Annotated in this window: 15 protein-coding genes; 10 read left to right on the top strand and 5 right to left on the bottom strand. The window is 42.0% G+C overall.

Features of this window, described 5'->3' with window-relative positions:
• Window positions 1-104 precede the first annotated feature (104 nt).
• From AHMF7605_RS28445 to AHMF7605_RS28430, 4 genes are all read right to left on the bottom strand, one after another.
• The gene (locus AHMF7605_RS28445; protein WP_106933292.1) at window positions 105-1,034 is read right to left on the bottom strand and encodes a bifunctional metallophosphatase/5'-nucleotidase; all 930 of its coding nucleotides are present in this window, start codon (window positions 1,032-1,034) and stop codon (window positions 105-107) included.
• 285 nt (window positions 1,035-1,319) lie between these two features.
• A complete protein-coding gene (locus tag AHMF7605_RS28440) occupies window positions 1,320-2,078 on the bottom strand; it encodes a 5'-nucleotidase C-terminal domain-containing protein (protein ID WP_106933291.1) in 759 nt (252 codons plus the stop codon).
• Between the two features lie 190 nt (window positions 2,079-2,268).
• Window positions 2,269-3,012 carry a DUF72 domain-containing protein gene (locus tag AHMF7605_RS28435; RefSeq protein ID WP_106933290.1) on the bottom strand — a complete coding sequence of 248 codons (744 nt, stop codon included), beginning with the start codon at window positions 3,010-3,012 and terminating at the stop codon, window positions 2,269-2,271.
• Window positions 3,013-3,455: 443 nt separating this feature from the next.
• Window positions 3,456-3,668 carry a hypothetical protein gene (locus AHMF7605_RS28430; protein ID WP_106933289.1) on the bottom strand — a complete coding sequence of 71 codons (213 nt, stop codon included), beginning with the start codon at window positions 3,666-3,668 and terminating at the stop codon, window positions 3,456-3,458.
• 914 nt (window positions 3,669-4,582) lie between these two features.
• Here AHMF7605_RS28430 and AHMF7605_RS28425 point away from each other — a divergent pair.
• Together AHMF7605_RS28425 and AHMF7605_RS28420 are read left to right on the top strand one after the other, a co-directional pair.
• Window positions 4,583-5,023: a hypothetical protein gene (locus AHMF7605_RS28425; RefSeq protein WP_106933288.1), complete on the top strand. Its 441-nt coding sequence runs from the start codon at window positions 4,583-4,585 to the stop codon at window positions 5,021-5,023.
• Window positions 5,024-5,069: 46 nt separating this feature from the next.
• Window positions 5,070-5,513: a hypothetical protein gene (locus tag AHMF7605_RS28420; protein WP_106933287.1), complete on the top strand. Its 444-nt coding sequence runs from the start codon at window positions 5,070-5,072 to the stop codon at window positions 5,511-5,513.
• Between the two features lie 50 nt (window positions 5,514-5,563).
• On the opposite strand, the gene AHMF7605_RS28415 is transcribed toward AHMF7605_RS28420, so the two are convergent.
• Window positions 5,564-5,881 carry an SH3 domain-containing protein gene (locus AHMF7605_RS28415; protein WP_146153695.1) on the bottom strand — a complete coding sequence of 106 codons (318 nt, stop codon included), beginning with the start codon at window positions 5,879-5,881 and terminating at the stop codon, window positions 5,564-5,566.
• 708 nt (window positions 5,882-6,589) lie between these two features.
• Here AHMF7605_RS28415 and AHMF7605_RS28410 point away from each other — a divergent pair.
• The 8 genes from AHMF7605_RS28410 (at window position 6,590) to AHMF7605_RS28370 (ending at window position 15,644) form a co-directional block, all read left to right on the top strand.
• Window positions 6,590-8,440, top strand: a complete 1,851-nt coding sequence (locus AHMF7605_RS28410; protein WP_106933285.1) for a methylmalonyl-CoA mutase family protein — start codon at window positions 6,590-6,592, stop codon at window positions 8,438-8,440.
• 29 nt (window positions 8,441-8,469) lie between these two features.
• Entirely contained in the window at window positions 8,470-10,611 is a 2,142-nt protein-coding gene (gene scpA, locus AHMF7605_RS28405; RefSeq protein ID WP_106933284.1) for a methylmalonyl-CoA mutase, read from the top strand.
• Complete coding sequence (locus AHMF7605_RS28400; protein ID WP_233219283.1) at window positions 10,604-11,914, top strand: PAS domain-containing protein; 1,311 nt, start codon at window positions 10,604-10,606, stop codon at window positions 11,912-11,914. Before scpA ends, AHMF7605_RS28400 begins: the two co-directional genes overlap by 8 nt.
• 215 nt (window positions 11,915-12,129) lie before the next feature.
• Window positions 12,130-12,546: a type II RES/Xre toxin-antitoxin system antitoxin gene (gene parS / locus AHMF7605_RS28395; RefSeq protein WP_106933283.1), complete on the top strand. Its 417-nt coding sequence runs from the start codon at window positions 12,130-12,132 to the stop codon at window positions 12,544-12,546.
• Window positions 12,547-12,556: 10 nt separating this feature from the next.
• On the top strand, window positions 12,557-13,039 hold the full coding sequence (locus AHMF7605_RS28390; protein ID WP_106933282.1) for an RES family NAD+ phosphorylase: 483 nt from the start codon (window positions 12,557-12,559) through the stop codon (window positions 13,037-13,039).
• 512 nt (window positions 13,040-13,551) lie between these two features.
• A complete protein-coding gene (locus tag AHMF7605_RS28380; protein ID WP_146153694.1) occupies window positions 13,552-14,979 on the top strand; it encodes a TlpA family protein disulfide reductase in 1,428 nt (475 codons plus the stop codon).
• Between the two features lie 65 nt (window positions 14,980-15,044).
• Window positions 15,045-15,422, top strand: coding sequence for a PH domain-containing protein (locus AHMF7605_RS28375; RefSeq protein WP_106933279.1), 378 nt, complete (start codon window positions 15,045-15,047; stop codon window positions 15,420-15,422).
• Window positions 15,423-15,458: 36 nt separating this feature from the next.
• Entirely contained in the window at window positions 15,459-15,644 is a 186-nt protein-coding gene (locus tag AHMF7605_RS28370) for a hypothetical protein (protein ID WP_199200326.1), read from the top strand.
• Window positions 15,645-15,860: the final 216 nt, after the last annotated feature.

Here is a 15,860-nt window from a genome sequence, read left to right as displayed (position 1 = left end):
GAAAGTCACTATTCCTTAAGTTATTATCCTACAATTAACCGGGGCCCAACAGATTTTGAGGGCTACAAAAATCTAAAAAAAATACTTAACAAAAAATTATTTATTTACGAACTTATTACAGGCTGTCCGACCGGTAGCACCGCCGTTGCCACATTTATTTTTTGCTTGTTCTTTTTGCTGAAATTAAAATCAATCCGCCCTAAGTTAATACCGGCCCAACCTACCTGATTAACAAGCGTTTCGTGCCCATTGGAATCGGTGAATTTTTCGGGAGCCGCCATAAAAGTGTGCGTGTGGCCGCCCAAAATTAAATCAATCCCGGCTACCTGCTGGGCTAATTTTCGATCATCCATTTTGGCGGTTTCGTATTTATAGCCCAAATGTGATAAACAAATTACCAGGTTACATTTTTCTTTCTCGCGGAGTTGCTTTACCATATCAGCAGCCCGCTGCACCGGGTCCAGGTACATGGTAGCGCCATAATTCTTTGGATCTACTAAACCAGCCAGTTCAATGCCTAAACCAAAAACGCCTATTTTAATACCTTGTTTTTCGAACGTTTTATAGGGCTGAAAACGGCTTTTTAAAATCGTCTGATTAAAATCGTAATTAGCCGATAAAAAAGAAAAACCGGCATGAGGCAGTTGTCGCTGCAAACCCGCTAAGCCATTATCAAAATCGTGGTTGCCCAAAGTAGCCGCATCGTAACGCATCTGGGTCATAAGCTTGTACTCCAGCTCACCGCCAAAAAAATTAAAATAAGGCGTACCCTGAAAAATATCACCGGAATCTAACAACAGCACATTTGCTTCTTGTTGCCGAATTTGATGGATTAAAGTGGCCCGGCGAGCCATACCGCCTAAACCACCGTTGGTCCGGCCGTCGTTCGGAAAAGGATCGATGCGGGAATGCATGTCGTTGGTATGCAGCACGGTTAAGCGCACCGTAGTCGCCGCCCAAACATCCGCTGGCCACATGGCCCAACCCGCAGCAGCACCTAAGGCAGTCGTTTTCAAAAAATCACGTCTTTTCATTTCCGGACGTTATAAAAGTAATTATTAGTTGTTCGATTGCTGGATAACTGATATAAAGTATTCTAATCCATAGTTAAAGTAAATTCAGTGTAATAACTTACTTGTTTAAATAATCTGTTTCGGCAGTCTGAAGACCGGGTTTTTGTCTATTCGTCACCAGTTTCGCTCCGCTAAGACGAGCGCCAACAGCTAATTCAGAACGCACCGATTAGAATTTTTTAACCTTAAAGCTTTCCAACCGGGTAACCTTTAAATCCTCAACAACTTGCAACCTGTAACTTGCAACTATAAAACTTTTACCCGGCCTTCTACGCGCGCTTCTACCGGTTTACCTTGCGCGGTTAACTGCTGAATGTGCTGTATAATAGCGTCCCGCAGCAGAATACCCACTTTCTCGGTTTTTATCGCTTCTTTTAAAAAAATCAGGTTATCCCCGCCATTGGCTAAATAATCCGAAATAGCCAGCGTGTACGTTTTTTGCGCGTTTAAAGGTTTACCCCCAATCAAAATATTACTCGCCTGGTTGTTTTGAATAGTAAAGGACGCATTAGAAAGCGCTAAAATCTTCTTCTCTGCCCCAAACTGAAAAAGTTTTTCAACGGTTGGCCCGGATAAAGTGAGCACCAACAGTTCGTTCTCAAAGGGCATTAATTCAAACACATCCCCTACCGTAATTTTACCTTGCGGAATAATATAGCGTAAACCGCCCCGGGTCATGAGCCCCATATCTACGGGTTTACCTAGTAAATGGGCGGCTTCACTGCGTTGCAAGTCGGCCACAAAATTACCTAAGGACGATTCAAAGACAGCATTTTTTAGCTCCTGCGGAGCCGTACCAATTACTTCGCTCATACGTTGTTCCACTTGCCGGCGGTAAGGCAAAATAGCCGCTTCGGTAGCTACGTCCGCCGCCACGTTGGCGCTTACGGGTAATTTGGCTTCGGACCGTAATTGGGCGGTAGGCTGCCAGGTACGTTGGCACGAAAAAAGTAAAAAAGTAAAAAACAGGTTTCGCCAATAAAGCTGCCAGCGCAAACTCCTCATGAACTATTGGTAAAGGTGATAGGTCAATATACAGATTACCTTTTCCGAAAACAAGCGTTACCAAAGTAAAAACCGGCCGAAAAATTCCTTATTACTTGGCTCATACCGGTTTAAACCCTTATTTTTTACGCTAAAGGCATAAAATTACTGGCAGATTTATTTTTCGCGCCATCCGGAAATACCCTAAATTTTACAAATTAGTGAGTAAGGCTTGCAAGGTTTTAGCGTTGGTAAGGGCGCTCCCCATAATGGTGTTGTTAAAGAATACCCAAACTTCTTTGCCGTCCAGCAGCCAATCGTGGATCATATACGCGTAGCGTTCCAACTTTTCGTCGGAATACAAAGAAGAATAAAGGCGCTCTTCCCCGTGCAATCGCAGGTAAACCGTTTCGGTAGTCGTAATTTCCAAACCAGGAAAACGTTTGCCCGCACTGGCAATGACAAAAGTAATTTCATAATCGCGCAATAAGTTTAAAGATTCTTCCGTGAACCAGGAAACATGCCGGGCTTCCAGCGCAAACTTTACCTCGGGGTAATGCTGCCGGAGCAAACGGTAAAAGCTTTCGGCAGCGGGGCGGTCGTACCGGAAACTGCCGGCAATTTGAATTAATATGACTCCTAAGCGTTCTCTCATCCGTCCGTACCGGCTCATAAATTTGAGTAGCGGTTCTTCTGCGTCCTCGAATTTACGTTTATGGGTGATTTCCTGGTTTAATTTGGCGCAGAACTTAAATGCTGCCGGGGTTTGGTCCAGCCATTTTTGAATGGTTTTTTCCATCGTAAAATGGTAAAAGCTGCTGTTGATTTCGGTGCAGTTAAAATGCTGGGAAAAATAAGGTAAGTAATCCGCCGATGGCAGGTCTTCGGGATAAAACAAACCTTTCCAGCGGTAACTCCAGCCCGAAGTACCAATATGTAATTTGTCCGTTGACATACAACTTGTTTTGGAGGTAAGTAAAATTTATAGACTAAAAACGTGATTTCCCCAGCTTTATAAAGCAAAAATGAGCGATACTGTACCGCTCATCTTACTATAAATCTTGAATCAGATAATCTTAACTTGTTTTCTGTAAAGATACGATAATTTACTAAACTGGGTGGTGATTATAGTTCCCGGCAAGAATTTGCCAGAAAAGTACAGCTTGATTTTTAGTTTTTAAACAAGTTATTAAAATTAAGCGAAATACTTTAAGTAATCGTTCTTCCGCTTACCACATTACTGAGTAATTTCGGTAAAATAAACTGCAGTTATCAAGCTTAGTTTATTCTTTTATTCCCACGGATAAAGTAAAAATCAAATACATCCACTTCTCTTCAATAAACCTTTTAAATAAGTAGCTAATTGTAGCCGCTTTATCAAAAAGAAATATTTTAAGATTAAACGGAGGCGAAGGTTACCTTTTGGGTCATCAGTTCTTTGGCTTTTTCGGCGGAAATGGGTAAAAGCTTAAACGTTGTCAGGCCGGTAGTTTCGTGGTATTTAGGACAATTCAGCATCCAGGAGCGATCTTCCAGCTCATACAATAAAGTTTTTACGGCTAAGCCGGTATTCATTTTCTCAGAAACAATGTAGGTATTCAAAACTTTCATAGGGCTAAATTTAGGTGAGATGTAATATAGCTCAATTTTGAAGGTATTTAATGATTATTCTATTTTATTTTGTAAAACTTGCCTAAACTTTAAAGCACTTACGAAAAAAAATCTATTTTTTTCTCTTTAAGTTATCTATTTTAAAAGTATATTTATACCAACAATCCAAGCAGGGAAGTTGCAGCCGCTTGGTTACAAATAAATATCATTTTGCCTGTTGAAAGAAAGCCGATAACTATTACGGTAAACTTTTCGCCTCTATACCTTAAAGTTGAAATTTGTAAGTATTGGGGCAAAAACTAATTAGATCTACCAGATGTCAAAATTTTTGTAATAAAGCACTGATAATTACTGTATTAATTCCTTAAAAAGTCTAGTATCTTATACCTTGGTACTTGTGTCTATTTACTTATTTTAATTAACCTTGTTCACGAAACCTAAATCTTTACAACTATGCCTTGGTTCGGAATCCTTTTAGAAATTACCTTAGTAGGCGCTTATGTTTTTTTTCGCCGAAAAGCATTATAGCTTTTCTTAGGATAGGTTCACAAAAAACGCACGTAAAGCGAGTGGCGGAATAATCTTCTTCCGCCTTTCTCCTTTCGTATAATTCATTGTTGTTAATTATCAACGTTTTTTTAAGTTTATTAAAGAAATCTAATTTACTAAGTATTACTTACCTAAAATATATTCTATTCTGAATAAAGTCGCCGCTGTAATTCAGCTAAGCTAATCCGCTGACAAGGAAAAATTTATTCGCCGGATTTTAACTCTCCTTGGTTTTTGTATATTTAGCGGTTTAATTAGCTAAGGCACTCTGCTCCTAGTACTTTCAGGTTTACTTTACTGGTAAATTAATTCTTTTAAAAATTTTACCTTTATTCCTGATTACTAAAGAGGTAAGATTTAAAAACATGCGTACACATATTGTTCTAACGGCTATACTTGTTGTGGTGGGGCTACTTTATACTAAAAAGAAATCCCTTAAATTTTGGCTAGCTGTTTTAAGTTTAGTAATACTTGCCAATCTCGGGACCTATTTAGCCAGGAGAATTTTAAAAACCAGAAACCAAGCACTTCCGGAAAATACCCATAAGTTAAGCAGGAATACTTTTATAGCATCTCTCAAAGAAAATCCGGAAGTGGTACGGGCTATCTATACAGAGCAAGGGTATTTGGCGATAACGGTGGCGAATGATGGGCAAGACAAGCATGCTTTGGCCACTTATTTTTGCGATCTCGCGAAATCTCAAGATGTATTTATATCGGGGGTAAAAATTTTAGATTCTGCTGATACTAAATTCGGGAGAAGTTACGCCTACGGAACGGAACTAGGAGAAGCCAATTGTCATTAAAAAACTTTCCCGTATCTGCCGGATAAATTCAACTACAATACCTCTTATGAAACGGCTCCTTTATTTTTGCTTATTTTGTTTTATCGTATTCGGCTGTAAAAAGGACGAAGAAAAACCTAAATCTTTTAACGATTTACTACAAGGCACCTGGAACGTAAGCTCCGATAAAACCGAGTACTATGATACCGCCAACGTAAAAGTTTACGAAAAAACGACGACCAATAATTTTAAATACATTATTCAAGATAAAAATATTATAACCAATAACGGGGGCACCATTGCCCAATACGCTACCTATTCTTTGAGTGAGCAAAACGGTAAAAAGTTTATCAACTTAATTGCGCCCGGCTTTAATACCATTTTTGAAGTAACAACGCTAACAGATAAAAATATGACCTGGCAACTGGAGAGTTTGAATGTTTTATACTTTGAAGGTGGCTCTCAAAAAACGGCAGCTAAATCTATTTTTACCATCCAACTGGAAAAATAAAAAAGGTGAACTCTTATGTTCACCTTTATGCTCGGTGTATTCCACCGATGTTACTCTCCTAATCGAGCAGCGTTAGTGCCCGTTTGCGCTAATGGAGGCTCCGGTTTCAGAAACATTAAATCCGAGAATGGAACGTACCCTAATCTATGATTTACTTTAACCTGCGCCCATTGCGCATTCCATTTGCGAATTAGTTCCACACGGTCAGTGGTAGCAATAACTTGGATGACGGGCGTAGAAGTACCCGCCTGCTGGTACATTTTCACGTTTTCACTGCGTACTTTTAACCCTATTGTCGGAGTACCATTGTGGGCCATTAAAAAACCAATTTGCAGGATCAGAACAAGAGAAAGAAAAAGCTTTTTCATAGTTGTATTTTTAGTTTTAGGGATGATTACACCCAAGTATTGACAACGGCTGTGCCATTTTGTAAAAAACTGCATTTACCGCTATTTAAAGCCATTTTAAAGAACGGCATTACTTGTTATTGTTCATTACTGGACAAAACTATGCTACGAATTGTCCGGTTTTAAACAGCAATACAAAGCTTCTTTTCCCGGAGAGCTAACTTTCTGCTAAACACATTCATTATGATATATTGTGGAGGAAACTTTTAGCTAAAAGAAGGAAAGGAGTGTGTTAGCCTGAATAAAAAGCTGGAACTTGCTCATTTTAGAACTTTCCCGCAAATAAACTCGCCGGGGCCGTATCAATACGGATTTTGTTTTTCCTCACCTTGTTAAAAAGGGTATTTAACTCCCTCAAATTAAGTATTTAGCTATCAACTAAACTTCCCTTTAACCTTTTTCAGAAAAATTATTCGGTGAAACAACCATCTTCTGGATATTTCCATTTTGAATGCATTTCCTTTCTTTTGCTTCTTTAAACCACTCATTTATAAAGGCCAATTTCTTTCCGAATAGTAAAATGAGCTAAATAAACGGAGCCCGAAAATAAATATACTTCTTACGGGTTTTACTTTTTCTGATTCGTTTTAGCCGATATTGCGTACACTTTTAGGTAACCGGTTATTTAATTAAAAACGTATTTTTACCTGCTCATCAAACCCGTTCTCCATGCCCGAATCATCAAAGCGCGCTTCTTTGTTTCCTGAATTCAGATCTATTTCCGCAGCGGAATGGGTGGAAAAAGTCCGGAAAGATTTAAAAGGAGAAAGTCCGGAAAGTTTAATCTGGCACACTTCGGAAAATTTAAAAATAAAACCTTGTTACCACCCCGAGGATATTGCCGATTCAACTTTAGCTGAAGCTATTCCCGGCCAGTTTCCGTATGTGCGGGGGCACAAAACAGATTCCAATCAATGGAAAAATATTTCGGTTATTCCCGTAAATAATAATTCGCGAGCCGCAATAGATAAAGGGGATCATGCTTTAAAACAAGGCGCCGATGGTCTGCATTTTATTATGCAGGATAACACCGTTTTCGATTTTGCTTACTTGCTGCAGCAAGTAGATATTACGCTTTTTTCTATAAGCTTTACAATAGCCCAAAAACCAGTTGATTTTTTAAAAAACTTGTACCGCGCTCTTGAAGAACGTGGTATTCCTGCTCACGCGCTACAAGGTTTTATGTATTTTGCTCCTACCGAAGTCCATACCTATTATTCCCGAACTTACTACGACGAACTGGCCGGTTTGCTTAATTTAAATCAACTAGACTCTGGTTTGCAATTGCTTTCTGTAAACGGAGCGGGTTTTTCCTTTAGGGGCGGAACCATAGTGCAGGAATTAGCTTATACCATTAGTGCGGCGGTAGCCTGCTTAGATGAACTCACCAACCGGGGACTTTCGGCCGAAACGGTAGCCCGCCACCTGCATTTTCAGCTAGCCATAGGCACCAATTATTTTTTTGAAATTGCCAAGTTGCGCGCCATTCGTTTGCTTTGGGCTACTATTGTTAAATCCTATAACCTAGCGTCAGAAGTAGCGACCGCTCTCCGCTTACATAGTCAAACTTCCCGCTGGTACCTCACGACCTTCGATCCGCATACCAATTTAATACGTACTACCACCGAAGCCATGGCCGCCGTAATGGGCAGCTGCGATAGTTTAGCGGTTTGCCCGTTTGATACTACCATTCGACCGGAAAACGAATTTTCGGAGCGGTTAGCCCGTAATATTTCGCTCTTGTTAAAAGAAGAAGCCTATTTGCACCAGGTTATTGATCCGGCAGCCGGCTCTTATTACCTCGAAACGCTAACGAACCAATTGGCCGACGAAGCCTGGCTCCTTTTTCAGAACCTCGAAAATCAGGGTGGTTTTGTGGCTGCCTGGCAAAGTAATTACATTAGAAACTCTCTGCGGGAAGTAGCCCAGGAAAAATTTAAAAAAATTGCTGCGGGAGAAGAAGTTTTAGTGGGAACCAACAAATTTATTAACCCAAAAGAAAAGTTTGATTACGATCTGGAAGAACTTATTCAGAGTAGTTATTTTGATACGACTCGGGCCGCTTACTCTTTAGAAGTCATGCGTTCGGCGGTAGAATTACATTTTCAGAAAAAACGAAAGCCGCCTAAAGTGGTGGTAGCTACCATCGGCGAAGCTATCCAAAGGCACCTCAATGCTTCTTTTGCCAAAGAATTTTTCGGCTGCGCTGGTTTTCAGACCGAGATTCAGCATTTTCATTCAATCACGGAAGCGGTTCAAGGTTTACCTCTCATATCCGGCGAAGTAATTGTTTTGTCGGCCTCCGACGCAGAATACCAATCTTTCGCGCGGCAGATTGGCCCGGCGCTTAAAAACCACAAAGATAAACCGGCCATTATTCTGGCGGCCAATCCGCACCACATGAAAGCCGAACTGAAAGAACAAGGTTTCGACGATTTCCTCTTTGAAGGTTGTGACACTACTACTCTTGTAGTTCGCATTCAAGAACAATTGCAAAAAGAACAAACCATCAACAGCTAAACGGCGCCTTTAACCCATAACGCAAAGAAGTGAAACCTGATTTTTCGAAAATATCATTAGCTAAAACCGTAGAGCCAAAAGATTTAAGTCAAGCGGAGTCAAAAACCTGGAAAACAGCGGAACAAATACCTTTGCGGCATTTTTACACGGTCGCAGATATGCCAAAGCTGGATCATTTAGGTTTTACCGCCGGTATACCGCCTTACCTGCGCGGCCCCTACTCTACCATGTACGTGCGCAGCCCTTGGACCATCCGGCAATACGCGGGTTTTTCTACGGCCGAAGAAAGTAATGCCTTTTACCGCCGGAACCTGGCCGGCGGCCAGAAAGGTTTATCGGTGGCGTTTGATTTGGCTACCCACCGCGGCTACGACTCGGATCATCCCAGAGTAGTCGGCGACGTAGGCAAAGCCGGCGTAGCCATTGATTCGGTGCTGGACATGAAAATTCTCTTTGATCAAATTCCGCTGGACCAGATGAGCGTGTCCATGACGATGAACGGAGCGGTGCTTCCCATTCTGGCTTTTTACCTTGTGGCCGCGGAGGAACAAGGCGTAAAACCAGAGCAATTAAGCGGCACCATCCAGAACGATATTCTGAAGGAATTTATGGTACGGAACACGTACATCTACCCCCCGGAACCCAGTATGCGAATTGTGGCCGATATTTTTGCTTATACCGCGCAGCGCATGCCTAAATTTAATTCCATCAGCATCAGCGGGTATCACATGCACGAGGCCGGCGCTACTGCCGCTCAGGAATTGGCCTATACCTTAGCCGATGGATTAGAATACGTCCGCACCGGTTTGATTGCCGGTTTAGATATTGACCAGTTTGCGCCGCGTTTGTCTTTCTTCTGGGCCATCGGCATGAATCATTTTATGGAAATCGCTAAGTTACGAGCAGGCCGGTTATTGTGGGCGAAGCTCATGCAGCGTTTTTATCCGCGCAATGAAAAATCGTTGATGCTCCGGGCCCACTGCCAAACTTCCGGCTGGAGTCTAACCGAGCAAGATCCTTTTAATAATGTAGCCCGCACCACCGTAGAAGCTTTAGCCGCAGCCTTAGGTGGTACGCAAAGTTTACATACCAACGCCCTGGACGAAGCCATTGCCTTACCCACCGATTTTTCGGCCCGGATTGCCCGTAATACCCAATTGTACCTGCAACACGAAACCAATATCACCAAAGTAGTAGACCCGTGGGGTGGTTCTTATTACGTGGAAACACTTACCCACGAGCTCGCGCACAAAGCGTGGGAACTCATTCAGGAAGTAGAGGATATGGGCGGCATGGCCCAAGCCATTCAAACCGGTTTACCCAAAATGCGCATCGAAGAAGCCGCTGCCCGCCGGCAAGCTCGTATTGATTCCGGGAGAGACGTAATTGTAGGCGTAAATAAATACCGACCCGAAAAAAATGATTATCCCGTCGAGGTTTTAGATATTGATAATACCGCCGTCCGGGAAATTCAAATAAAACGTCTGACTCAACTCAGAGCAGAGCGCAACGCTGCCGAGGTAGAACTAGCCTTACATGCCTTAACCCAGGCGGCCCGAACTGGTGAAGAAAATTTAGTGGAACTTGCCGTGGTAGCGGCCCGTAAACGGGCTACCTTAGGGGAGATATCGAGTGCTTTAGAAAAAATTTACGGACGACACCGAGCAGTGATTAGAGCTATTTCCGGCGTATATTCCGCCGAACTTTCCGACGATGAAAACTTTAAAAAAGCCAAAGAACTGGCCGACCACTTTGCCCAACTCGACGGGCGGCGGCCCCGCATTATGGTGGCCAAAATGGGCCAGGACGGGCACGATCGTGGTTCGAAAGTAATTGCTACTTCTTTCGCCGATCTGGGTTTCGACGTAGACATTGCGCCGCTCTTTCAAACTCCCCAGGAAGTTGCCCGCCAAGCCACCGAAAACGATGTGCACGTAGTGGGCGTAAGTAGTTTGGCGGCCGGTCATAAAACGCTGATTCCGCAGTTAATTGCCGAGCTAAAAGCCTTGGACCGCGCCGATATTCTGGTTATTGTCGGAGGCGTTATTCCAGCCCAGGATTATCCATTTTTGTACGATTCGGGCGTAGCAGGTATATTTGGTCCGGGGACGGTAATTAGCTTAGCCGCCCAGCAAATTTTAAACAAATTGATTTCATATTGGAATGCCTGATAACCTGAAAATGGACTTACACGAACTTTTTGTGAATATTCCGGAAGCTTTAATTGTCATTGCCCCGGATTATACCGTTTTGGAAGTTACCAATAAATATTTAACCCTAGTTTTACGTACCCGCGAACAATTAATCGGCAAAAACTTACTGGAAGCTTTTCCGGATAGCCCGGATGATAGTAATTCCAAAAACACCTCGCTTTTGCGCGAATCCATTAACAAAACTTTCCGGGAGAAAAAAACCATTTACTTTGAACCTCTCCGGTACGATATAGTCCGGCCAGAATCGGAAGGAGGCGGTTACGAAACCCGCTACTGGGAAGCCTCGCATACGCCTATATTAAATGCAGCCGGCGAAGTGAAATACCTTATCCGGCGCACCTCTAATGTTACGCAGCGGGAACTAGCTAAACTTGCCCACTTGGAAACGGAAAATAAATTTAAATTTATGACCGATGCCGTTCCCCAACTTATTCATACCGCCGATACCCAGGGCAACGTCACCTACGTAAATCAACGCTGGCTGAATTATACGGGCTTGTCCGCCGAAGAATTACTGGGTACGGGCTGGCGGAACCTCTTTCATCCCGATGATTTAGCGGCCGTGCAGAAAAAGATGGATGCAGCTTTACCCCCTAATGAAGAATTTCAGGCCGAAGTTCGGATACGGAACAAAGAAGGAAACTACCGCTGGCATTTAACTAAAAGTTTACCGCTCGTTAATTTAAGCGGAGACGTAAAAGTGCGGGTAGGCAGCAATACCGATATCCACGATACCAAAATTTTGGTGCAGGAACTGTTGGCGACGAACGAGCAAATGGCCCAGCTCTCCGACCAGGTACAGCTTGCTTACCAAAAAGCCGAAGCGGAACGCGCTACTTTGGAACGCTTAATTATGCGGGCGCCGGGCCTTTTCTGCATTTTAAAAGGCTCGGAACTTCGCTTTGAGTTAATTAATCCCGCTTACCAAAATCTTTATCCCGGTCGCGAATTGCTGCATAAAATGGTAGCTGAAGCCCTGCCCGAAATTGGGGAGCAAGGTTATTTACAAGTATTAAATACGGTTTATCAAACTGGCCAGGATTACGTAGCCGAAGAAGTTCCGTTTACTTTAAACCGTTTGCCAGGTCAGGAGCCCGAGCAAATTTATTTTAACTTCACCTACCAGGCTATTTTCGACGCAGCTGGCCATGTAACCGGCATTTTAGGTTTTGGCTACGATGTAACGCCTCAGGTTATTTTTAAGCGAAAATTAAAAGATTTGGGTTACGAAGTTACATCCCCCATTACTCCCCCTCATTAAGATAATTTCCTTTAAATGCTGGCATCAGTTTATCTGGTAATCCGGCGTACCTGGCATCTTTATTCTTCAGAATCTGATCCGGTTCTTCGATTCCAATAACCAAACTCCGAGGAAGTATTTTTTCTTGTTGTGGTAATTTGAGATATAGAAGGAAAATTTTCGGTTACATTCCGAAATTTTTCGTATATTTACTTAAACAATATAGAAACTAGGTTATGAACGCTCCGGTAGAAGTAGTTGCCAATTTAGACGTGGTAAAAGATGACCTGGCATTAATTAGCAAAGCGCAGGAAGGCATAGAAGCCTGGTATTTCGAAAACTTGTTAAAACATTCTGGGTTCCGGAAAAACGAATTGGCGCAATTAATCGGGATAGATGCGAAAACGGTAGATAATTACCGGAAATCGCAGAAGAAATTTACCCGCGATGCCGCCGAAAAATTGTTAAAGTTACACCGCTTATTTGCTCTCGGCGACGAGTTATTTGGCTCCACCGCCGAATTTATGGATTGGTTGGCCATTCCTTCGCCGAGCCTAAACAATCAAAGTCCGTTAACCTTACTCCCTTCCGTTTCGGGCATTATGGAAGTAGAAAAACAACTTCTCCGGTTGGCGCACGGCTACGCGGCTTAAAACCGCCCGCATGGAAGTATACCGCCTTGTTTTCGAAAAATTCGCTGACCAGTTGTATGCTCCCGGCTTTTCGGGCCGCTGGAACTACGAGGGCGAATACGTGATTTACGCGGCTTCCAGTCGCTCCTTAGCTTCTATGGAGAATATGGTCCATAAAATGGGACAAGGAATACTCGGTACCCGCTTTATAGTAATGGTTCTGGACATACCCGATCTACCAATTACCACTATTAACCTCTCCGACTTACCACCTGATTGGAAATTAGCCAGCCATTACGCCGATACCCAACCACTCGGTTCGGCCTGGTATCAATCCGCCGAAACCTTATTGTTAAAAGTACCTTCGGCCGTTGTTCCCACCGAAAACAATTTCGTGATCAACGCCCGCCATTTAGATTTTAAGCAAGTGCAAATTAAACACCGGGAGCCGTTGGTATACGATTACCGCTTTGTGGCCATGGACAAGCAATTAAGGAAAAACAGTTTTCGATAATGAAGATAAAGCATTCTCTTATTACATTTAATTACAATTCTTAATTTCAATTCTGCCGGAGAATATAATTTAATAGATTAAATTATTGAATTCTGAATAAGCTGAAAAGCATAGAACCCGTTCATTTTAGGAAGAGAAGAAAAACCTTCTTAACCGGCGCATGTAAGCTACACCCTAGTTAACTAGCACCAAATCGTATAAACCAGCTGCTTTATCTAAGTAGCTTCAAACCCGACAGATTTAAAAAACATAAATATCCAAAACCTAAGCCGTAACAGAATAAAAATTTTCTCTAACTCTCCTCTCTAATCCTTCTGCAAGAACTTAACTCGTTCCGGGTAATTGATAGGGCAAGTAAGCCATAAAGATTTTTGTTTAATAGCCATCAAAAACATTCTTGCCTGGTGAAAAAGAACGGGTAATAAATAAAAATCTATTTATGGATAATACGGCATCGGTGAATCTACTAGAAGATACCTTTCAACTGGTCTTTAAATCTGAAAATTCAGCTTATGAAAAAGATACTTCTTCTGTTATTTATCACTTGCAGCTGCCAGTCAGACAAAAAATCTTCTACCTGGACAACCATTACGCTTCTAGCCGAGCCCTCTCTCCATGATCCGATGATGGCTTATTATTCAGATGAATTTGATGATTACCAGGACGTTTATTTTAAGAAGGATTCCATTAGTGGCCGGTACTTTCCGGCCAGCATTAAAAGTAAATACCCAATTTGGCTACGGTTTACCAAAGGCGCCCAAATTCCGGTTTATGTTATAGCCGGCGATACGGTTATTATGAACAGGGTAACTTCTGACCAGCCCTATTATACTTTTAAATTAACACGCCCGGGCGAATTTGGCTTTTATTCCTTACTGAATAAAAAATATCTGGGTATGAATGCGGGAGATCTATCCGGAATACACAACGAAGAAAAAATATTCCGGCCGCGCACCAAAATGCTGAATTATTTATATAATGAGCGCCGGGCGCTGTTGGAGCGGGTAAAAGATTCGCTGGCCTTAGGACCTGGTTTTTACAATTTTATTAAAACCGAAATAACGAGCACCTACTTAACAGCCTTGCTAGCCCCGTATTACTTGACTCCATTCAACCGGCAACCTTTACGAAAAACCTACCTCGACACCTTATCTAACTTCTATCATACAGGCTTTTTCACCCAAGATTCCCTGGTATTTTGTTCGCCTCACTACCGGAACTGCATTACTTTTTACAACCGGTTTTTAAGCCGTCAAGCGCTGCAAATGCCCCAGGAAATGGAAGTATTATACCAAACAGCCAAGAGTAAGTTTTCCGGTCGGGTCCGGGATTACGCGTTGTTTTCCCTGTTAAAGGAAAATCTTCCTAAAAATTTAGGAATGGAAAAATACCTGGCGCAATACCGTACCGATATTACCTACCAGCCTTATAGTCGATACCTTGATAGTATCGCTAATCGCCCTAAAACATTGGTCTCTGATTGGGCTATTGCTGCTAGCTATTTAGAGTCTTACCAGGGTAAACAAATTACTTGGCAAAAATTACTAGAAGAAAATAAAGGGAAAGTAATGTACGTCAATTTTTGGGCCTCCTGGTTTGATCCGGAAATACTTCAAATCGCTCCAAGCATAAAATTAGTTAATCAATTTAAAGACAGTAATATTGTCTTTGTTTTTATTGCTGTGGAATTCCCGGATTATAAGCAAAAATGGAAAGAAGCCATTTCCGTTTATGGTTTGAATAAAAGTGGTTTACAACATTTTAAAATTGAAGGTAAATCCAGGCTTACTGAATTTATTAGTGGTATACCGGAGGGATTATCTATGCCGCATTACCTACTGGTAGATGCTTCTGGTAAAGTTGCCGCCATGGATGCTAAATCTCCCGAAGATTTCCAATTGCGTGCTGATATTCTAAAGCTACTAAAAACAAACAAGTAACCAGATCAATAACAATATATTACAGTTATCCTTAAATTGCTTTTTCACAATAAAACTTCAAAACTATGGGAATACTAGACGGTTTAATGGGGAATGCCAGTGAGGTTCCGCTGGAAAAGGTACAGGCGGAGTTTGCGCCTTTATTGGTAGACGGCGAAATGCTGGAAAAAGCTTTTAAAATTCTGCGGGACATGCTGGTTTTTACTAATAAACGCCTGATAATCATAGACAAGCAAGGTTTAACGGGTTCCAAGGTAGAATTTTTATCTATTCCGTATAAGTATATTACGCGGTTCTCGAAAGAAAGCGGCGGCCTGTTGGATTTAGATGCCGAACTGAAAATTTGGGTTTCGGGCCAATCTGAGCCGATTAAAAAAGAATTTCGCAAGGACAATAACATCAACCTGGTTTACCAACTGCTGAGCGCGCATATTTTAAAGTAAAACCTTAAGCTGAATAGGTAAGACAATATCAGCCGGATGCAAGATAGAAAAATAAGGGTGGCCGCTACTGCTGATGTACCAGCGCTGGTCAACCTAAAAGAAAAAAGCCTGCGCAGCGTAACGTTACTGCCGCTTGGTTACCGCAACGCAGCAATCGATTGGTTAGCCAAGCAAAAGAAGGTACGCCGGAATTTAGAAAAATTGTTTTGGCAAATAACCTAAATTACGATAGTGTATAAGTTTGAAATTTTTTATTACTTTATGTTAGGCCCTTAAATGGGGAACTAATACACCATCGTACTAATCAATGGTATCAGGTATTTCCAGCAAATATTGTAACTATTTACGCTCTGTAACCAAGTAAATCGATCATGTTTGTATCAAAATAGGCGTGGTGTGTTTTTGGTGGTTAAAATTCCTGCGCGGGGTGTTGGCAGA

The organism is Adhaeribacter arboris, from assembly GCF_003023845.1.
Taxonomy (GTDB): Bacteria; Bacteroidota; Bacteroidia; order Cytophagales; family Hymenobacteraceae; genus Adhaeribacter; species Adhaeribacter arboris.
The sequence above is the reverse complement of the archived record's forward strand: the minus strand, read 5'-3'. Positions and strand labels throughout refer to the sequence as shown.